At 63.1% G+C, this 18,064-nt stretch carries 18 protein-coding genes and 1 tRNA gene; 11 read left to right on the top strand and 8 right to left on the bottom strand.

Annotated elements, in window-relative coordinates:
* The first annotated feature begins 68 nt into the window (after positions 1 to 68).
* Entirely contained in the window at positions 69 to 953 is an 885-nt protein-coding gene (locus tag ABEH27_RS18765; protein WP_346615009.1) for a LysR substrate-binding domain-containing protein, read from the top strand.
* Between the two features lie 168 nt (positions 954 to 1,121).
* Here the strand turns inward: ABEH27_RS18765 and ABEH27_RS18760 are convergent, their stop codons facing one another.
* From ABEH27_RS18760 to ABEH27_RS18750, 3 genes are all read right to left on the bottom strand, one after another.
* Positions 1,122 to 2,543: an amino acid permease gene (locus ABEH27_RS18760; protein WP_346615008.1), complete on the bottom strand. Its 1,422-nt coding sequence runs from the start codon at positions 2,541 to 2,543 to the stop codon at positions 1,122 to 1,124.
* A gap of 807 nt (positions 2,544 to 3,350) precedes the next feature.
* Positions 3,351 to 4,418: a 23S rRNA pseudouridine(2605) synthase RluB gene (gene rluB / locus ABEH27_RS18755; protein ID WP_346615007.1), complete on the bottom strand. Its 1,068-nt coding sequence runs from the start codon at positions 4,416 to 4,418 to the stop codon at positions 3,351 to 3,353.
* Positions 4,419 to 4,611: 193 nt separating this feature from the next.
* Entirely contained in the window at positions 4,612 to 4,833 is a 222-nt protein-coding gene (locus tag ABEH27_RS18750) for a DUF1127 domain-containing protein (RefSeq protein ID WP_346615006.1), read from the bottom strand.
* A gap of 96 nt (positions 4,834 to 4,929) precedes the next feature.
* Between ABEH27_RS18750 and ABEH27_RS18745 the strand changes: the two genes are divergently transcribed.
* The gene (locus ABEH27_RS18745; protein ID WP_346615005.1) at positions 4,930 to 5,781 is read left to right on the top strand and encodes a LysR substrate-binding domain-containing protein; all 852 of its coding nucleotides are present in this window, start codon (positions 4,930 to 4,932) and stop codon (positions 5,779 to 5,781) included.
* A gap of 3 nt (positions 5,782 to 5,784) precedes the next feature.
* On the opposite strand, the gene ABEH27_RS18740 is transcribed toward ABEH27_RS18745, so the two are convergent.
* Positions 5,785 to 6,534 carry a sulfite exporter TauE/SafE family protein gene (locus tag ABEH27_RS18740; RefSeq protein WP_346615004.1) on the bottom strand — a complete coding sequence of 250 codons (750 nt, stop codon included), beginning with the start codon at positions 6,532 to 6,534 and terminating at the stop codon, positions 5,785 to 5,787.
* A gap of 113 nt (positions 6,535 to 6,647) precedes the next feature.
* Between ABEH27_RS18740 and ABEH27_RS18735 the strand changes: the two genes are divergently transcribed.
* From ABEH27_RS18735 to ABEH27_RS18725, 3 genes are all read left to right on the top strand, one after another.
* Positions 6,648 to 7,604: a LysR family transcriptional regulator gene (locus tag ABEH27_RS18735; protein WP_346615003.1), complete on the top strand. Its 957-nt coding sequence runs from the start codon at positions 6,648 to 6,650 to the stop codon at positions 7,602 to 7,604.
* Between the two features lie 55 nt (positions 7,605 to 7,659).
* Complete coding sequence (locus ABEH27_RS18730; protein WP_346615002.1) at positions 7,660 to 8,115, top strand: MarR family transcriptional regulator; 456 nt, start codon at positions 7,660 to 7,662, stop codon at positions 8,113 to 8,115.
* Between the two features lie 141 nt (positions 8,116 to 8,256).
* Entirely contained in the window at positions 8,257 to 8,685 is a 429-nt protein-coding gene (locus tag ABEH27_RS18725; protein ID WP_346615001.1) for an organic hydroperoxide resistance protein, read from the top strand.
* 112 nt (positions 8,686 to 8,797) lie between these two features.
* Here the strand turns inward: ABEH27_RS18725 and ABEH27_RS18720 are convergent, their stop codons facing one another.
* Positions 8,798 to 9,370 carry an elongation factor P gene (locus tag ABEH27_RS18720; protein WP_043203751.1) on the bottom strand — a complete coding sequence of 191 codons (573 nt, stop codon included), beginning with the start codon at positions 9,368 to 9,370 and terminating at the stop codon, positions 8,798 to 8,800.
* A 48-nt stretch (positions 9,371 to 9,418) separates the two neighbouring features.
* On the bottom strand, positions 9,419 to 10,552 hold the full coding sequence (gene earP / locus ABEH27_RS18715) for an elongation factor P maturation arginine rhamnosyltransferase EarP (RefSeq protein ID WP_346615000.1): 1,134 nt from the start codon (positions 10,550 to 10,552) through the stop codon (positions 9,419 to 9,421).
* Between the two features lie 144 nt (positions 10,553 to 10,696).
* Here earP and ABEH27_RS18710 point away from each other — a divergent pair, with 144 nt between their 5' ends.
* Positions 10,697 to 11,089, top strand: coding sequence for a hypothetical protein (locus tag ABEH27_RS18710; protein WP_346614999.1), 393 nt, complete (start codon positions 10,697 to 10,699; stop codon positions 11,087 to 11,089).
* Positions 11,090 to 11,091: 2 nt separating this feature from the next.
* The gene (locus ABEH27_RS18705; protein WP_346614998.1) at positions 11,092 to 11,562 is read left to right on the top strand and encodes a GreA/GreB family elongation factor; all 471 of its coding nucleotides are present in this window, start codon (positions 11,092 to 11,094) and stop codon (positions 11,560 to 11,562) included.
* Between the two features lie 43 nt (positions 11,563 to 11,605).
* Here ABEH27_RS18705 and ABEH27_RS18700 read toward each other — a convergent pair whose 3' ends face one another.
* The gene (locus ABEH27_RS18700) at positions 11,606 to 12,544 is read right to left on the bottom strand and encodes a LysR family transcriptional regulator (protein WP_346614997.1); all 939 of its coding nucleotides are present in this window, start codon (positions 12,542 to 12,544) and stop codon (positions 11,606 to 11,608) included.
* A 117-nt stretch (positions 12,545 to 12,661) separates the two neighbouring features.
* Here ABEH27_RS18700 and ABEH27_RS18695 point away from each other — a divergent pair, with 117 nt between their 5' ends.
* The 4 genes from ABEH27_RS18695 (at position 12,662) to ABEH27_RS18680 (ending at position 17,546) form a co-directional block, all read left to right on the top strand.
* The gene (locus ABEH27_RS18695; RefSeq protein ID WP_346614996.1) at positions 12,662 to 13,411 is read left to right on the top strand and encodes a 3-oxoacyl-ACP reductase family protein; all 750 of its coding nucleotides are present in this window, start codon (positions 12,662 to 12,664) and stop codon (positions 13,409 to 13,411) included.
* Positions 13,412 to 13,550: 139 nt separating this feature from the next.
* Entirely contained in the window at positions 13,551 to 14,744 is a 1,194-nt protein-coding gene (locus tag ABEH27_RS18690; protein ID WP_346614995.1) for an MFS transporter, read from the top strand.
* A 97-nt stretch (positions 14,745 to 14,841) separates the two neighbouring features.
* Positions 14,842 to 15,222, top strand: a complete 381-nt coding sequence (locus ABEH27_RS18685) for a hypothetical protein (RefSeq protein WP_346614994.1) — start codon at positions 14,842 to 14,844, stop codon at positions 15,220 to 15,222.
* Positions 15,223 to 15,407: 185 nt separating this feature from the next.
* A complete protein-coding gene (locus ABEH27_RS18680; RefSeq protein ID WP_346614993.1) occupies positions 15,408 to 17,546 on the top strand; it encodes a TonB-dependent siderophore receptor in 2,139 nt (712 codons plus the stop codon).
* A 139-nt stretch (positions 17,547 to 17,685) separates the two neighbouring features.
* Here ABEH27_RS18680 and ABEH27_RS18675 read toward each other — a convergent pair.
* A tRNA-Ser gene (locus ABEH27_RS18675) sits at positions 17,686 to 17,775 on the bottom strand.
* Between the last annotated feature and the right edge of the window lie 289 nt (positions 17,776 to 18,064).

Below are 18,064 nucleotides of genomic sequence, written 5' to 3'. Positions count from 1 at the left end.
GCCAATGTTCCTGTAGTTTCGCTTCAGGGGCAAACGGATAATCCTGCCGCTATCAATGACTTTTATGAATGAATTACCGCCACCTCACCCCGTCCATGTCGCTGCTGCTGGCCTTCGAGGCCGCCGCCCGACATGAAAGCTACACCCGCGCCGCTGCCGAACTGTCGCTGACCCAAAGCGCGGTCAGCCGCCAGGTACAGGCCTTGGAGCAACAGCTGGGCCTTACCCTGTTCCGCCGTGAAGGCCGCCAAGTGCAACTGACCGACGTCGGCCGGCTGTACCAGCGCGAGCTGAGCGAGGCCCTGGGCCGCATCCGCAGTGCCACCTTGCAGGCCCTGGCCTATCAGTCCGGGGTCGGCACCCTGCGCCTGGCCACCCTGCCCACTTTCGGCTCCAAGTGGCTGCTGCCGCGCCTGCATGCCTTCTACGGCGCCCACCCGGGTATGTTGGTGCACATCCACTCCCGGATCGAAGCGATCAACTTCGACACCAGCGAGATCGATGCCGCCATCGGTGTGGCCAGCCACGACCTGCCGGGGCTGATCTGCCATCGCCTGCATGCCGAAGAACTGGTAGTCATCCTGCCGCCACAGGCCAGCGGCGACAGCCAAGGCTGGGACCCGGCGCGGATCAGTGCCGAAGTGCTGCTCAATGTCGCCAACAACCCGCATGCCTGGGGCGAATGGTTCTCGCACCATGGCCTGTCGCACCGGGCGATGCGCCTGGGGCCGAGCTTCGAGCTGACATCGCACCTGATCCAGGCCGTGCGCGCCGGGATCGGCATAGGGCTGGTGCCGCGCATATTGGTGGAGGAAGAGTTGGCCAAGGGTGAGCTGTTCAGCCCGGGGGCAGCGTTCGCCAGCCAGCGCAGTTACTACCTGATCTACCCGCCACGGAACGAGGCGCTGCCCTCGTTGCGCGCGTTTCGCAGCTGGCTGCTGGAGCAGATCTGAATGGGTTATTGCCTGGGCGGGCCCTATCGCCGGCAAGCCGGCTCCCACAGGGTAGTGCGTAGCCCGCGATTTCTGTGGGAGCCGGCTTGCCGGCGATAGGGCCGGGCCAGGCAACAAAAACCCGATGCCAGTCACCTGACATCGGGTTTTGTATGCCACCTGCAGCGCTTACTTGGCCACGGTACCGGCAGCAGTGCCATTGACCTGTGTGCGGCGCTTGGGCTTGATGAGGTAAAGGAGGAACATCCCCAGCACCCATACCGGCATCGCATACACCGAAATCTTGATGCCCGGGATCTGCAACATGATGCCCAGGATCAACACCACGAACGCCAGGCAGATATAGTTGCCATAGGGGTACCACAGCGCCTTGAACAGCGGCTTCTGCCCAGTGCGCTCAAGGTGCTGGCGGAACTTGAGGTGGGAATAGCTGATCATCGCCCAGTTGATCACCAGGGTCGCCACCACCAACGACATCAGCAACTCCAGTGCATCGTGCGGCATGAAGTAGTTGAGCAGCACCGCGATCACGGTCACTGCTGCCGACGCCAGGATCGAACGCACCGGCACACCGCGCTTGTCGACCTTGGCCAGGGCCGCCGGGGCGTCGCCTTGCTCGGCCATGCCCAGCAGCATGCGGGCGTTGCAGTAGGTGCCGCTGTTGTACACCGACAGCGCCGCGGTCAGTACCACGAAGTTCAGCAGGTGCGCGGCCACGTCGCTGCCCAGCAGGGAGAACACCTGCACGAACGGGCTGCTGCCATAACTGCCACCGGAGGCGTCGATGCTGGCGACCAGGTTGTCCCACGGGGTCAGCGACAGCAGCACCACCAGCGCACCGATGTAGAAGATCAGGATCCGGTAGATGACCTGGTTGATCGCCTTGGGGATCACGGTTCGCGGTTTGTCAGCCTCGGCTGCGGTGAAACCGAGCATTTCCAGGCCGCCGAACGAGAACATGATGAACGCCAATGCCATGACCAGGCCGCTGACGCCATGCGGGAAGAAGCCGCCATGCGCCCACAGGTTGGTCACCGAGGCGTCAGGACCGCCGCTGCCGCTGGTCAGCAGATAGGCACCCAGGCCGATCATGCCGACGATGGCTGCAACCTTGATGATGGCGAACCAGAATTCCGCTTCACCGAACACCTTCACGTTCATCAGGTTGATGAAGTTGATCAGCAGGAAGAAGCCTGCCGCCGTCACCCAGGTGGGGATTTCTGGCCACCAGTAGTGAATGTACTTGCCGACCGCGGTGAGCTCCGACATGCCCACCAGGATGTACAGCACCCAGCAGTTCCAGCCCGACATGAAGCCGGCGAAACCGCCCCAGTATTTGTGGGCAAAGTGGCTGAACGAACCGGCCACCGGCTCTTCGACGATCATCTCGCCAAGCTGGCGCATGATCATGAAGGCGATGAAGCCGCAAATCGCGTAGCCGAGGATCATCGACGGGCCGGCGGTTTTCATCACGCCTGCCGAGCCGAGGAACAGGCCGGTACCAATTGCGCCGCCGAGGGCGATCAACTGGATATGGCGGTTCTTCAGGCCCCGCTTGAGCTCGCCTGAATGCATGTTGTGTTCACTCATGAACGAAGTCACCTGCATTGTTTTTATCTGTGACGGAATCGGACCCACCGCGCTCGTGGCGCAGCGGAATGGGCAAGGTGGTTACCTTGGGTTTCTTGAACACGGGTGCCGCCAGGGCGGCTCAGCCGGGTGTGAGCAAGAGTGCGCGGTACGCAAGAGGGTCACAGGTAAAACGCGGCGCACTGTATACCCCTGCGAGCGCGCAGGCGTCAACGCGTTGCGTCGTTCTCTCGGAAAAAACGCAGCGGTCCTGTGGTAGGTGGCCTTGAAAGGCGCAGTGATCGGCGTACATGGCGCCTCCATTTGTTGTTCTGGTAGCTCGGCTCTGGGGACGAGCTTTTTGCGCGTGGCAATGGGCGCAATATCCCCGTGGGACGGGGGTTTGGGCAATAGGGGAGCGGGCTTGGGCGGGGTGCTGGGGACGTGACCCTGGCAAGTAATTTTTACAGAGTACATGCCTGACCCATGAAGCCTGGCGGTTCCGTATAAATTTCTTTACAAGGCGGTTTGAAAACTTGCCAGTCGTCCGAAAATTACTTTTTCTTCAATATCTTGGGCCGCTGCGCGGCCAATCGCCGGCAAGCCGGCTCCCACACGAATGGGTGGTGTAAATCTGCTTTTGTGGGCTGCCCCCACAACAAGGGGTGGTGTAAACCTGCTTTTGTGGGCTGCCCCCACAACAAGGGGGGTGTAAACCTGCTTTTGTGGGAGCCGGCTTGCCGGCGATTGGGCTGCACAGCAGCCCCTTCCCCGCAGGCACAAAAAAGCCAGCCCGAAGGCTGGCTGTTTCATTACCGCTACCGCAGATCAACCACGCGGCTTGCCGCGACCACGGCCTGCCGGCTTGTCGCCGTCAGGCTTGGACGGGCGCTTGCGCATCTCGCTCGGGCGCTCGGCCACGGCGCTGCCGCGGTTGCCCTTGCGCGGTGCATCTTCACGCGGCTGACGGGCCGGGCGCTCGGCGGCTGCAGTGCCTTCCTGCGCCGGGCGAAGGTTACGCACACGCTCGCCACGGCCCATCGGCCGGGTCGACTTGCGCTGCAGGCGTTCCATCTTGTCCTTGGCCTTGAGGTTCATGGCAGGCAGGGCAACCGGCTGCAGCCCTACTTCGGCGGCCAGGATGTCGATTTCACCCTGGGTCATTTCACGCCAGCGGCCCATCGGCAGGTCGGAATTGAGGAACACCGGGCCGAAGCGCACCCGCTTCAGGCGGCTGACCACCATGCCTTGCGATTCCCACAGGCGACGAACCTCACGGTTACGCCCTTCCATCACCACGCAGTGGTACCAGTGGTTGAAACCTTCACCGCCCGGCGCCTTCTGGATGTCGGTGAACTTGGCCGGGCCGTCTTCGAGCATCACGCCAGCCTTGAGGCGGTCGATCATCTCGTCGTCGACTTCGCCACGCACACGCACCGCGTACTCGCGGTCCATCTCGTAGGACGGGTGCATCAGGCGGTTGGCCAGCTCGCCGTCGGTGGTGAACAACAGCAGACCAGTGGTGTTGATGTCCAGGCGGCCGATGTTGATCCAGCGGCCTTCCTTCGGGCGTGGCAGGCGGTCGAACACGGTTGGGCGGCCTTCCGGGTCGTCACGGGTGCAGATCTCGCCGTCCGGCTTGTTGTACATGATCACCCGGCGGGTGGCCTCGGCGGCCTCTTCGCGCTTGATCAGCTTGCCGTCTACAGCGATGGCGTCATGCAGGTCGACGCGCTGGCCGAGGGTGGCGGCAACGCCATTGACCTTGATGCGGCCCTGGCTGATCCAGGCCTCGACGTCACGGCGCGAGCCCACGCCGATACGCGCCAGCACTTTCTGCAGCTTTTCGCCGGACGGAGGGGTAATTTCGGTATTTTGCAGGTCTTGCTCACTCATCTGGGCACCTCCCGGTGTAAGAATGAAAACGAGGTTTCTGGCGACGAACGCGCCAAAAGGCCGCGCATCATACGCGGTTCGTTGAAGGAACGCACTGCAGGTTAGTGGGTTTTACGGGGGAGGTAAGGACTTTCTGCCCGATGGCTTTGCTGCTACCCCGGTGAGCACCTGAGCGTTCACCGGGGCAGAACAGTCACCCCTTGCTCAGCGGATCATCCCAGAAGTGCCGATCGGCCTCTTGCTGGATATCTGCCCGGCTCAAGCCCAGATCGTGCAGGGTGGCATCGCTGAGGCTGGCCAGTTCCTGGCGCTGACGGTACAGGTCGTACCAACGCAGCGGGCGCTCAAGGGCTGCGTGCCACAGGTGGTTCAGGGAGAACGCAGATTGCTGGATGCTGCTGACATGACCTTTCATCGTGAAGCCCTCCGTGTTGATGGCTCCAGTCTCACGCCAGGCTTAAGATCAATCCAACGAATGTTTCTGATGCCATGCATCTCGGAGATTGATGCAATGTCCCAGTACCAAAGCCTTGATGCCGACGTGCTGCGCACCTTCGTCGCCATCGCCGAGCAAGGTGGCTTTACCCGCGCCGGCGAAGTGGTCAACCGCACCCAGTCGGCGGTCAGCATGCAGATGAAACGCCTGGAGGAAGACATCCTGCAGCGCCAGCTGTTCGAGCGCGAAGGCCGCCAGGTGCGCCTGACCGCCGAGGGCCAGGTGCTGCTGGGTTACGCGCGGCGCATCCTCAAGCTGCATGGCGAGGTGTTCAACACCCTGCGCATGCCGCACATGGTGGGCGTGGTGCGCATCGGCACGCCCGACGACTACGCCATGCGTTTCTTGCCGACCATCCTCTCAAGCTTCGCCCAGGCCTACCCGCTGGTGCAGGTGGAGGTGCATTGTGATTCGTCGAAACACCTGATGCTGCGCCAGGACCTGGACCTGACCATCGTCACCCGCGAGCCGGGCAACGAGATCGGCCAGTTGCTGCGCCAGGAGCGCCTGGTATGGGCTGCCGCCGAAGGCTTCTGCCCGCAGGAACAACGGCCCATGCCGCTGGCGCTGTTCAACACCGACTGCTTCTGCCGCGCCTGGACCTGCAACGCCCTGGAGGCCCAGGGCATCGACTATCGCATCGCCTACACCAGCCCCAGCCTGGCGGCGATCTTCGCCATCGTCACCGCAGGGCTTGCGGTGACGGCGCAATTGCAGAGCCTGGTGGGCGGTAATATTCGCATCCTTGGCGAGCAGGACGGGTTGCCACAACTGCCGGTGGCAAATGTGATGCTGTTGCGCAATTCCCAGACCCAGTCGCCGATCACCGACTGCATGGCCGATTACATCGTCGAAGGCTTCCTGTAGGCCTTACAACTCGAACCCCAGCATCACCGCGCACACCACCAGAAATACACAGAACATCCCGCGCAGGATCTTTTCCGGCAGCGCATGGGCCAGCCGCACACCCCAGCTGATGCTGAGCAGGCCACCGACCGCCAACGGGATACCCACACTCCAGTCGACACTGTGGTGCACGCCGTAGGTCAGCAAGGTAACCATGGTGCTCGGCGCCGCCAGCGCCAGCGACAAGCCTTGCGCCACCACCTGGGTAGTGCCGAACACACTGGTCAGGATTGGCGTGGCAACCACTGCACCGCCCACACCGAACAGGCCACCCATGGTCCCGGAAAAGCAGCCCAGCACGCCCAGCCATGGCCAGGCATGGCGCATTTGCGGGCTGGGGGGTGCGGCCTTGAGAAACATCCGCGCCACGTTCCAGATGGCCAGCGCCACCAGAAACCCGACAAAACCCAGGCGCATGGCGTGCGCATCAATGCCCACCGCCCAGATCGAGCCCAGCCAGGCGAACACGAAGCTGCACGCCGACAGCGGCAAGGCATGGCGCAGCTCGATGCGGTTGCGCTGGTGATAGCGCCACAGCGCCAGCAGCACATTCGGCACCACCATCACCAGCGCCGTGCCCTGGGCCAACTGCTGATCCAGGCCAAACAGAACCCCCAGCGCCGGGATGGCAATCAAGCCGCCTCCAATGCCGAACAGCCCACCCAGGGTGCCCAGGCCTGCGCCCAGCACGATATACAACAACCACTCGATCATCAGGGCCTCATCCGCCTCATTCACAATGCGAGCATGCTAACGATTGCGCGCTGGCGGGGAAACGCACAGCAACGCACAATGGCTGTGCGTTTTATGCAAAAGCAAGGCAAACCATGAGCCCTGATACCCTCACCGACCAGTTGAGCCTGTTCCTTGACGTGCTGGAGACCGGCAGCTTTTCCGCTGCCGCTCGGCGCCATCCGCTGACGCCCTCTGCCGTGGCACGGCGTATCGACAACCTTGAGCATGCCGTCGGCAGCCGCCTGTTTACCCGCAGCACCCATGCCGTGCGCGCCACACCGGCGGGCAATGCCTTCGCCGAGCGGGCACGGCGCATCATCGAGGAACTGCGCCTGGCCCGCGCCGAGGCGGTGTCGCTGAGCAATGCCCCGGAAGGCCTGATCCGTATCGACGCCCCCGCCGCTTTCGGCCGCCGTCACCTGGCCCCGGCCATCGCCGACTTCCTCGTCGCCTACCCTGGCCTGGACGTGCACCTGCGCCTGATCGACAGTTTCGTCGACCTGCACGGCAGCCACCTGGGCGAAGTCGACCTGGTGCTGCGCGCCGGCCCTTTGGCCGATACTCGGCTGGTCGCCACCCCGCTGGCCTACATGGTGCGCATCGCCTGCGCCAGCCCCACCTACCTGGCCAGCCGCGGCGTGCCCGCCTGCCCCAGCGAGCTGCCTCAACATGACGGGCTGGACTGGGACGGCCTGGCGCCACCGTTCGCCTGGCGCTTCCACGTCGATGGGCAATTGCGCCTGTACCGCCCCGCACGCATGCGCATGGCCGCCAACAATGCCGAAACGCTGCTGTTCGGCGCCCTCGCAGGCTTGGGCATCGCGCATTTGCCGACGTGGTTGATCAGCGAGTACCTGCTGCGTGGCGAGCTGCTGCCGCTGTTTTGCCATGACGGACTGCCAGGCGCAGAGACCAGCGGAATTTATGCGCTCCGCCTGGAACATGAAACGAACTCTCGCAGCCGCTTGCTGCTCGAATTCCTCAAGAGCCGCTTCAGCCCGATTCCTCCTTGGGACCTGGCGCTGCGAAGCGAGCTGCGCTGGCAATGAGTGCGCTAAACTTGAGCGCGCTGGATTTCCACATTGATCATATTCAAGGACCTGCATGAACGCCGACACCCAAGCCTCTTGCGACGAGCTGCTGCTGGACAATCAGGTCTGCTTCGCCCTGCACTCCACCTCGTTGCTGATGACCAAGGTCTATAAACCCCTGCTGCAGGCATTGGGCCTGACCTACCCGCAGTATTTGGCCATGCTCGTGTTGTGGGAGCAGGACGGCCTGACCGTGGGCGAGATCAGCCAGCACCTGCTCACCGACCCTGGCTCGCTCACCCCCTTGCTCAAGCGCCTGGAAAGCGAAGGCTTGCTCAAGCGTACCCGCAGCCGCGAGGACGAACGGGTGGTGCTGGTGCAACTGACCGACAAGGGCCGCGCCCTGCAGCAGCAGGCCAAAGCGGTGCCGCCCTGCATTCTGAAGGCCAGTGGTCGCAGCCTTGAGAGCCTGCAGAAGTTGCAGGCAGACCTGCTTGCACTGCGCGACAGCCTGCAAAAGAACCTCTGACGGCTATGCTGTGCAGTGCCCGTTCGGATGAGCGGTGAAGATTTATCTTGCGCACAAACTAATTGCGCGCTAAGTTAAATCCCGTACCCACCCGGCGCACCCGCCTCAAGCGGGTCGCACAGCACATTAGCGAGGCTCAAGATGCAAAAGGTCACTCCGCTGTACATCGCAGAAGCCACTTCCACTGGCGGTCGCGACGGCAAATCCCGCTCCAGCGACGGCAAGCTGGAAGTCAAGCTGAGCACCCCGAAAGAACTGGGCGGCGCAGGCGGTGAAGGCACCAACCCTGAGCAGCTGTTCGCTGCCGGTTACTCCGCGTGCTTCATCGGCGCACTGAAATTCGTCGCCGGCCAGGAAAAGAAACAACTGCCCGCTGACGCATCGATCACCGCCAAGGTGGGCATTGGCCAGATTCCAGGGGGGTTCGGCCTGGATATCGACCTGCACATCAACCTGCCGGGCCTGGCCCAAGCGGACGCCGAAGGGCTGGTGGAGAAAGCGCACCACGTTTGCCCTTATTCCAACGCTACCCGCGGGAATGTGGACGTAAGGCTGCACGTTACTGTCTGAATCTGCTGGCGCTTGCTTCGCGGGCAGACCCGCCGCCACATCAAGCCAGTGCAAATTTCAGCCAAAAAAAACCCGGCCAAGGCCGGGTTTTTTGTGCACGTCACAAGAAGGATTACTTCTTGGAACGGCCCTTGTACACACCACCTTCGCGAGTGTCGATGTCGATCCACTCGTCGATGTTGATGAAGTCGGCAACCTGCAGTTCAGTACCGTTCTTCAGCTTGGCAGGCTTCATGACCTTGCCCGAGGTGTCGCCGCGAGCAGCGTTCTCGGTGTAGACAACCTGACGGCTGATGGTGGTCGGCAGTTCAACCGATACCAGGCGGCCTTCGAAGAACACGGCTTCACAGACGTCTTCCATGCCTTCTTCGATGAACGGCAGAACGGCTTCGATATCTTCGGCGTTCAGCTCGTACATGGTGTAGTCGCTGGTGTCCATGAAGGTGTACGAGTCACCGCTGATGAACGACAGGGTCGCTTCTTTGCGATCCAGGATCACGTCGTCCAGCTTGTCGTCCGCACCGTAAACGGTTTCGGTCTTGTAGCCGGTCAGCAGGTTTTTCAGCTTGGTCTTCATGATCGCGCTGTTGCGACCCGATTTGGTGAACTCGGCTTTCTGAACCAGCCACGGGTCATTGTCGATCCGCAGTACGGTACCGGGTTTCAGTTCTTTACCAGTTTTCATTACGAAGTATCCGAATCTGGATGGATTTATAAAAATCGAGGCCGCATATCATATCCAATTTCGGTAAAAGTGTACCAGCGCCTTGGCAAGGTCCGGCCGAGCGGCCTGACAGGCTGCCCAACCACGGGCGTGCTGCTGCAGCTCGGGCCAGTGTTTACGGGCCCCTTGCCACGCCTGGCGCATGTCATTGCCCATGTTCCAGGCGCGCCACAATGCCACCAGTGCAGCACCGGCAGCGTCCGACAGCCCCTGTCGATAAAGGTTGAGGAACGCCTCGAGCTTTTCCCAGTGGGCGTTTTCTTCTTGCACGTAAATGTGCCAGAGCATCGGCCGGCCCGCCCACTGCGCACGCACGAACGAATCTTCACCGCGCACGGCATTGAAGTCGCAGCTCCACAGCAGGCGGTCGTAGTCGTCCTGGCTGACGAACGGCAAAACCTGCACGGTCAGCGCGCCGCGCTGGAACAGGTCACCCACCTTTAGCACCGGCTCGCCCAACCACGTGCCCAGGTCACCGAGAATACGGCCTTGCGGCACCAGCAGGTGGGTGGCGCAAGTATCGGTTGCCAACGCATCGAGCCAGGCACCAAGTTGTGGGTTTTCGTAGGCGAACAGCGAAATCAGCTGCGCATCGGCCTGCGGGTATACGCCCAGGCCTTGCAGGAACGCCTCGCGCGCCTCTGCGGACTGCTGCAACGCTTCGCGCCGCGCCAACAAAGAGGCCTCACGTAGCAGCCCGCCGGTCCTGTCGGTGAAGCCGGGGAAGAAAAACACTTTGCGCAGCCCGTTGGACTGGGGCGACGGCAGGCCGTGGCAGCCCTCCACCCAGTCTTCAGCGCTGAGATAATCCAGGTTCAGCCACAAAACAGGCGTGGTGCGCACGCGCATGGCTTCGACGTAAGGCGGTGGCAACTGGCAGGCAAAGGCACCAATCACCACGTCGGCCGGCTCCGCTGGCTGCCATTCGGCAGGCCAGGCACGCACGTCCACACCTTGTTGCCATTGCTGCGCAGCACTGGCGTCGGCGCCCGGGCACAGCGGCACGAAGGCGCCCAGGTCGTCCACCCACAGGCGCACTGCCAGCCCGTGCTCGGCTACCAACTGCCGCGCCAGGCGCCAGGTCACACCGATATCGCCGTAGTTGTCGACCACAGTGCAGAAAATGTCCCAGGTGACTTTCACGCTCTCTGCCATGTGCCCTGCCCTCGCCCTGCGCAAATCGACGAATTCTGAGGCTAAATCGTCGCCGACAAAAGCATTGGCACTGAAAAACCGCCCGATGCCATGCGACAATGGCCGCTCGTCCCGCCCTGCCAGGAGGCCGCCATGCCCCGCCACCGTGAACTGAAGATCACTCTCAAGCCACTGCAGCTGATCCTGTGCGTGGCGCTGGGCCTGTGGCTAGGCGCCGTGGCCATCGCCCTGAGCCTGGGGCTTGCCCTGCGTTGGTGGCCCGAGCAGGTGCAACCGGTGGCCCAGGCCGTTGCCCCAGGCACTGCCCAGCCGGCCGCCCCGCCCACGCAACCGCTGGATGCGCAGAGCGAGATGTTCGAGCGCTACAAGGACATCCTGCACAAGCAAGAACAGCAACAAGCCGCCGAGGCTGCCCAAGGTAACCCGCGTAATCTCAACAGCCCGAAGTGCCAGTTCTGGCTGTCGCAAAACCGCACCGCGCCGACCGACAAGAGCCAGGCCAACGTGCTGGAGTTCTGTTACTGATCATGGACAAGGCCCCGCTGCTCACACGCATCATCGAAGCCCTGGAAACGGACATGGAGGTATTGCGCCGCGCCGCCCAGACCGCCTACGAAACGGCCACCGCCGAAGAGAACATCGCCGAGAACAAGTACGACACCCTAGGCCTGGAAGCCTCCTACCTGGCCACCGGCCAGGCCCGGCGCACCGCCGAGATCCGCCAGGCGCTGCTGACCTACCAGCAGTTGGCCCTGCGCGGCTACGACCCCACACGCGGCATACAGATTACCAGCCTGGTGACCCTGGAAGACCAGGACGGCGGCCAGCGGCGGCTGTTTCTGGGGCCAGAGGCAGCTGGCCTGAAGATTGGCGAAGGGCACGGGCTGGTGACGGTCATCACCCCACGCTCGCCATTGGGCCAACAGCTGATGGGCAAGAAGGTCGATGACGAGGTGAGCCTGGGCGCTCAGCAGTTGTTCATTGTCGAGGTGGTCTGATCCGGCCCCATCGCGGACAAGCCCGAACCTACACGTTCACTGTTCAATCTCCGGTCAACGCATCGAATTTGGCCGCCAACCCGCGCTCGGCAAACTGCTCCTGCACAAAATCGATGAACGCTCGGGTCTTGCCGGGTAGCAGCTTGTGTTCGGCGTAATACAGGCTGATATGCCCATCATCCACATACCAGTCCGGCAACACCCGTTGCAGTTGCCCCGCCTCCAGATAAGGCACGGCAAACGGCAGGCTGACCAAGGCAATGCCCAACCCTTGCTGGGCCACCGCGCAGGCTGCATCCGAGTCGCTCATGGTCATCGCCTGGCGTAACTGCAACGGCTGCTGCGCCTGCCAGCGGCTGGTCAAGGGCCAGGAGCGCACGCGGCCGGTCTGGGGTGAGCGAATCAGAATGCCGGCATGGCGCTGCAGCGCTTGTGGCTCCTCGATCGCATCGTGCCGGGCCAGGTACGCGGGCGCCGCCACCAACACGCGATGTGCCGGCGTCAGCTTACGCGCCACAACCCCCAGCGGCAGCTCGAACCCGCCGCCGATCGCGGCATCGAAGCCCTGGCCGATCAGGTCCACCTGGCGGTTGTCGAAATGCCAATCCGGGGTGATTGCCGGGTAGCGCTGCAGAAACTCACCGAGCAACGGCAACACGTACAACCTGCCAAACACGGTACCCATGCTCACCCGCAACAGCCCGGCCGGCTGGCCTTCGGCACTGGCCAGGTTGGCCACGGCGTACTGAATGGTGCGAAAGCTGTCGCTGACCTCGCCCAGAAATCGCTGCCCGGCTTCGGTCAGGGTCAGCTTGCGCGTACTACGCTGGAACAGCCGCACGCCGAGGCGCGCCTCCAGCTGGGCGACATGTTTGCCCACTGCCGCCGGGGTCAGGCTCAGGCGGCGGGCCGCTTCGGCGAAGCTGCCGACCTCGGCGCTGCGGATGAAACACTCAAGGGCGTTGAAAGATTCCGTGGCCATGATTACCAACCAAAGGTTTACTCTGCCAATAGCGATTGCCATCTTATCAGCAGGTAATCATCGGCCGATACTGCGCCCATCCAAGGCATTCGGCCTTGCTTCCAGCAGGAGATCAGCATGTCCAAGCAACTTACTCTCGAAGGCAAAGTGGCCCTGATCCAGGGCGGTTCTCGCGGCATCGGCGCCGCCATCGTGCGCCGCCTGGCCCGCGAAGGCGCCCAGGTTGCCTTCACCTACGCAAGCTCGGAAGGCCCGGCCAACGACCTGGTCGAAGAGGTCAAGGCAGCCGGTGGTCAAGCGCTTGCCCTACGCGCCGACAGCGCTGACGCCGCAGCCGTGCAACTGGCGGTGGACGACACCGTGAAAGCCTTCGGCCGCCTCGACATCCTGGTCAACAACGCCGGCGTACTGGCCGTGGCGCCGCTGGCGGAGTTCGACCTCGCCGACTTCGATCGCACCTTGGCCATCAACGTACGCAGCGTGTTCGTCGCCAGCCAGGCCGCCGCCCGCTACATGGGCCAGGGCGGGCGGATCATCAACATCGGCAGCACCAATGCCGAACGCATGCCGTTTGCCGGCGGTGCGCCCTATGCCATGAGCAAGTCGGCGCTGGTCGGTCTCACCAAGGGTATGGCGCGCGACCTGGGGCCACAGGGGATCACCGTCAACAACGTGCAGCCAGGCCCGGTGGACACCGACATGAACCCGGCCAGCGGCGAGTTTGCCGAGAGCCTTATCCCGTTGATGGCGATTGGGCGGTACGGCCAGGTCGACGAAATTGCTAGCTTCGTGGCCTACCTGGCGGGCCCGGAAGCCGGCTATATCACCGGTGCCAGCCTGACCGCCGATGGTGGTTTCGCTGCCTGACTGAGGAGGTTGCCGGTACTGGCTGGCGAAACGGCAAGTACCGGCACCCTTTGCGGATAACCTGACAACCCTACGTTGGCGTCATGCCTGGCAGTTCCCGATACTGAATGCCACTGACCACTGCCCGCACGAGATTGCCATGAACGCCCCGAGTTTGAGTCGCGCCCTGATCCTGCTGATGGCCACCGCCACCGGCCTGGCCGTGGCCAGCAACTACTATGCACAGCCATTGCTGCACAGCATCGCCGAACAGTTCGGCCTGAGCACCGCCAGTGCCGGCAGTATCGTCATCGCCGCACAACTCAGCTATGGCGCCGGCCTGCTGCTGCTGGCGCCACTGGGCGACCTGTTCGAGCAACGCCGCCTTATCGTGGTGATGTCGGCGATATCCACCCTGGGCCTGGTGATCAGCGCCTGCGCACCAAACCTGCCATGGTTGCTCCTCGGTACCGCGCTCACCGGCCTGTTCTCGGTGGTGGCGCAAATTCTCGTGCCCATGGCCGCGACCTTGAGCGAACCACACCAGCGCGGGCGCGCGGTGGGCACACTGATGAGTGGCCTGCTGCTGGGCATCCTGCTGGCACGCACCGCTGCCGGCTTCATGGCAGAACTGGGCGGTTGGCGCAGCATTTATGTGCTGGCTGCCGTGCTGATGGCGATCACCGCCTTCGCCCTGTACCGCAGCCTGCCGCAACACCACAGCCACGCTGGGCTGAAATACCCGGCGCTGATCGGCTCGGTGTTCCGCCTGTTCATCGAGGAGCCGGTGCTGCGGCTGCGTTCGCTGCTGGGGTTGCTGGCATTCAGCCTGTTCGCCCTGTTCTGGACGCCGCTGGCATTCCTCCTGGCCCGCGAGCCTTACCATTATTCTGACGCGGTAATCGGCCTGTTCGGCCTTGCCGGTGCAGCGGGCGCGCTTTCGGCCAACTGGGCCGGGCGCCTGGCAGACCGCGGCAAGGGCTCGCTGGGCACCACGGTGGGCCTGCTGGCACTGCTGCTGTCATGGGTACCGCTGGGCTTTGCCGAGCACTCACTGGCAGCATTGCTGCTGGGCGTGCTGGTGCTCGACCTGGCCGTGCAACTGGTGCACGTGAGCAACCAGAATGCGGTGATTGCCCTGCGGCCCGAGGCACGTACTCGGCTCAATGCCGGCTACATCACCTGTTATTTCATCGGCGGCGCGCTAGGCTCGTTGCTGGGCACGCAGCTGTTCCAGCATTCAGGCTGGAAGGGCATCGTGGTGGCTGGGTTGCTGATCGGCGCGCTGGCCCTGCTGGTATGGGGTTGGGCCGAACGCAAGCGCAAACGCGCTGCGAAGGCCTGCGCGGCATAGCCCCACACGACCCTCCGTCGCCTGCTCGTTGACTTGCCCGACGTGCCAGCGCTTCAGTAAGGGCTGGCCAAGCCCCTTTCACTGACAGGACGACTCAATGACAAGACTCACGGTGCAATCCGGCGATTTCTTGCAAGGTGAAGGCGAGTATCGCAATGGATCGCTCACACTCAAAACCCCGCGCAGCCCTTCGCCTGGCGAGCGTATTTCCCTCACACGTATCAGCGACCTGCAGCTCGCCAGCCTTGAGACCAGCCGGAGCCTGGGCACTGCACTGGGCTGGGGCGTGGCCGGCGCCCTGGTGGCTGGCCCGGTGGGCCTGCTGGCGGGGCTGTGGCTCGGTGGCAAGGAGGAGGAAGCCACCTTTCTTGCCACGTTCAAGGATGGCCGCAAGCTGATGGCCATCACCGATGGCAAGACCTGGTCGAAGATCGATGACAGCTGGCGCCAGCACCGTCGGCCAGCTAAAAGCGAATAAGCATCTCGGGCGCGCTCTGGGCTGCATGGGCCTGATAAGATGCGGCACTTTTTGTCTGCACTGGCCTCTTCGCGGGCAAGCCCGCTCCTACAGGCATGGCGTCGCCATTGAAAGCGGCGCCATGCCTGTAGGAGCGGGCTTGCCCGCGAATGGGCCCGTGCAATCTCGCCCATCAAGGACCTCGCATGCCCCTGCCCCGCCCCCGCCTGCCCCTGAGCCTGCTCAGCCTGGGCCTGGCCTTGCACAGCCCTCACGGTTTGGCTGACAGCAGTGTCACCCTTGCCCCCGTGCAGGTGTCCGACACCTACGGCAACGAAGGCTATCAGGTGCGCGAGGCCGCAGTCGGCGGGTTCCAGGCCGCACCGCTGCTCGACACCCCGGCGTCGGTCAGCGTGTTCAGCCAGCAACTGATCGAAGACCGGCAGGTACGCCAGCTCAGCGAAGTGCTGCAAAGCGACGCCTCGGTCGGCGAAAGTTATGCCCCTATCGGCTACTACGAAAACTTCAACGTCCGCGGCTTCGAACTGAACGCCGCCAGCAGCTACCGCATCAATGGCCAGACCATTGTCGGCGAGCAGAACGTCGCCCTGGAAAACAAGCAGCAGGTCGAACTGCTCAAAGGCTTGTCCGGCCTGCAAAGCGGCGTGTCCGAGCCTGGTGGGTTGATCAACTACGTGACCAAGCGCGCCGAAGATGTACGTAGCGTAACTGTTTCGACCAACGAACAGGGCGAGCGCTATCTGGCCACCGACCTGGGCGGCTGGTTCGGCAGCGAACGGCAGTTCGGCCTGCGCGCCAACCTTGCCCATGAGGACATCCGCTCGTACGTCGACCATGCCGATGGCAAGCGCGACTTCGCATCCTTGGCCTTCGACTGGCAGATCAGCGCCGATGCCACCCTGCAACTGGATGCCGAATACCAGCACCGCGAGCAGCGCTCAGTGCCGGGCTATCAACTGCTGGGCGGCAGCCAAGTGCCGCACGGCATCGACCCCGATGACAGGCTGGCCTATCAGCACTGGGCCAAGCCTGTGCAGAACGATTCGCTGAACCTGGGCGGACGTTTCCAGTACCGCTTCAACGATAACTGGAGCGGCACGCTCAGCGCCTCGCGCAGCCACGTGGTGATCGATGACTACAGCGCGTTTGCCTGGGGCAGCGAAGGTGGCTGGCAGTCGCACTTCAGCCCGCAAGGCGACTACGACATCTATGATTTCCGCAGCCCTGATGACACCCGCCGCACGGATGAGGCGCAGGCCATGCTCAACGGCCGTTTCGATGCCCTTGGCGTAAGCCACGAACTGACGGTCGGCAGCAGCGCCCAACGACGCACTCTGGACCAGCGCCCCTACTACAACGAGTGGGTCGGCAGCGGCAACATCTACACCGGCGCGCCTGCCGTGGACCCTTCGGACAAGCCCGTAGGCAGTAGCGAGCGGCGCCTGGACAGCCGCCAGTACGGCCTGTTCGTCAGCGACCGCATCACCTTGGACGAGCACTGGCAAACCGTGCTTGGCGCCCGTGAAGTGCGCCTGGACGAAAAAACCTGGGACGAGAACGGCGTGGCCGGGCGCCACACCCGGCAATATCAGCTGCTGCCCAATGCCGCACTGATCTACAAACCGCGCCTGGACACCACCCTGTACGCCAGCTACTCGAAGGGTTTGTCGGCCGGGGGCACCGCCCCTTGGTTTGCCAGCAACGCTGCCGAAATCCTCGCCCCCACCCTGTCGCAGCAACTTGAGCTGGGCATCAAGCGCGACTGGCAAGGCATGAGCTTCAGCGCCGCGCTGTTTCAGATCCGCCAGGCCTATCAGTACGCCCGCCCGCAAGGCGATGGCGGTTTCACCTACGTGCAGCAAGGCCAGCAGAAGAACATCGGCCTGGAGCTGGGCGCCAGCGGCTGGGTGACCTCGAACCTGCAGGTCCAGGCCAGCGCCGCAGCGATTCGGGCACGGGTCAAGAACAGTGGTACCGATGCCTACGAGGACCATCAGGCGATCAACGTGCCGCGCCTGCGCGCCGCCCTGCAAGCCGACTACAGCCTGCCGGTCCCTGGCCTGGCATTGCTTGGCGGCGCGCGCTACAGCGCCAGCAAGTATGCGAGCCAGGCGGGGAATGTCGAGGTGGGCGGGTATACGGTGTTCGATGTCGGTACACGGTATCGCACGCGTGTGGGTGGCTATGAGACGGTGCTGCGGCTGACCGTGGATAACCTGTTCGACAAGCGCTACTGGCGGGATGTCGGCGACTACCTGGGGGACAACTACCTGTTCCAGGGGGCGCCGAGGACGGCGCGGTTGTCGGCGTCGGTGAATTTCTGAGGTCTGCGGGGCCGCTTTGCGGCCCATTCGCGGGGCAAGCCCGCGCCCACAGATGTTCAGCTGACCTTGGACGCGCGCCCTACTACCCCTAAAACAAAAAGCCCCCGAACTTTTCAGTTCGGGGGCTTTTCGCAGAATGTGGCGGTGAAGAAGGGATTTGAACCCTTGATACGATTTCTCGTATACACACTTTCCAGGCGTGCTCCTTCGACCACTCGGACACTTCACCGTTTTCTCTTCAAGGCATTCACCCTGTCGAGGCGCGCTAATTTAGTGGAAGAGCTTTACCTTGGCAAGCATTTTTTTCAGTTTTTTCATGCATTTAAGCCAAACAGATAAAAACCCGAGGTTGCCAGGGCAATGCTGCCAATCTCGCCTGCGCTTTTCCGGGCTGGCAACGCTCTACCCCGGCGCACCAAGGCGTTGAGCCCTGCCACTGACTGGCCAGTCAGCCTTGCTGCTTTACCTAGCCCACGGCGCTGGGTAACGTCATCGTCACGCCACCTAAAGGACTCTGC

It is taken from the genome of Pseudomonas sp. P39-UII1 (assembly GCF_039672635.1).
Taxonomy (GTDB): Bacteria; Pseudomonadota; Gammaproteobacteria; order Pseudomonadales; family Pseudomonadaceae; genus Aquipseudomonas.
This window is presented reverse-complemented; position numbering and strand designations above follow the sequence as displayed.

What these genes read in the sequence shown, in the direction of transcription:
- ABEH27_RS18685 (WP_346614994.1), top strand. Translation starts at nt 14,842, where the DNA reads ATGACAAGACTCACGGTGCAATCCGGCGATTTCTTGCAAGGTGAAGGC.
- ABEH27_RS18680 (WP_346614993.1), top strand. Translation starts at nt 15,408, where the DNA reads ATGCCCCTGCCCCGCCCCCGCCTGCCCCTGAGCCTGCTCAGCCTGGGC.
- ABEH27_RS18710 (WP_346614999.1), top strand. Translation starts at nt 10,697, where the DNA reads ATGCCCCGCCACCGTGAACTGAAGATCACTCTCAAGCCACTGCAGCTG.
- ABEH27_RS18700 (WP_346614997.1), bottom strand. Translation starts at nt 12,544, where the DNA reads ATGGCCACGGAATCTTTCAACGCCCTTGAGTGTTTCATCCGCAGCGCC.
- rluB (WP_346615007.1), bottom strand. Translation starts at nt 4,418, where the DNA reads ATGAGTGAGCAAGACCTGCAAAATACCGAAATTACCCCTCCGTCCGGC.
- ABEH27_RS18730 (WP_346615002.1), top strand. Translation starts at nt 7,660, where the DNA reads ATGAACGCCGACACCCAAGCCTCTTGCGACGAGCTGCTGCTGGACAAT.
- ABEH27_RS18695 (WP_346614996.1), top strand. Translation starts at nt 12,662, where the DNA reads ATGTCCAAGCAACTTACTCTCGAAGGCAAAGTGGCCCTGATCCAGGGC.
- ABEH27_RS18765 (WP_346615009.1), top strand. Translation starts at nt 69, where the DNA reads ATGAATTACCGCCACCTCACCCCGTCCATGTCGCTGCTGCTGGCCTTC.
- ABEH27_RS18760 (WP_346615008.1), bottom strand. Translation starts at nt 2,543, where the DNA reads ATGAGTGAACACAACATGCATTCAGGCGAGCTCAAGCGGGGCCTGAAG.
- ABEH27_RS18745 (WP_346615005.1), top strand. Translation starts at nt 4,930, where the DNA reads ATGTCCCAGTACCAAAGCCTTGATGCCGACGTGCTGCGCACCTTCGTC.
- ABEH27_RS18740 (WP_346615004.1), bottom strand. Translation starts at nt 6,534, where the DNA reads ATGATCGAGTGGTTGTTGTATATCGTGCTGGGCGCAGGCCTGGGCACC.
- ABEH27_RS18705 (WP_346614998.1), top strand. Translation starts at nt 11,092, where the DNA reads ATGGACAAGGCCCCGCTGCTCACACGCATCATCGAAGCCCTGGAAACG.
- ABEH27_RS18750 (WP_346615006.1), bottom strand. Translation starts at nt 4,833, where the DNA reads ATGAAAGGTCATGTCAGCAGCATCCAGCAATCTGCGTTCTCCCTGAAC.
- ABEH27_RS18690 (WP_346614995.1), top strand. Translation starts at nt 13,551, where the DNA reads ATGAACGCCCCGAGTTTGAGTCGCGCCCTGATCCTGCTGATGGCCACC.
- ABEH27_RS18725 (WP_346615001.1), top strand. Translation starts at nt 8,257, where the DNA reads ATGCAAAAGGTCACTCCGCTGTACATCGCAGAAGCCACTTCCACTGGC.
- ABEH27_RS18735 (WP_346615003.1), top strand. Translation starts at nt 6,648, where the DNA reads ATGAGCCCTGATACCCTCACCGACCAGTTGAGCCTGTTCCTTGACGTG.
- ABEH27_RS18720 (WP_043203751.1), bottom strand. Translation starts at nt 9,370, where the DNA reads ATGAAAACTGGTAAAGAACTGAAACCCGGTACCGTACTGCGGATCGAC.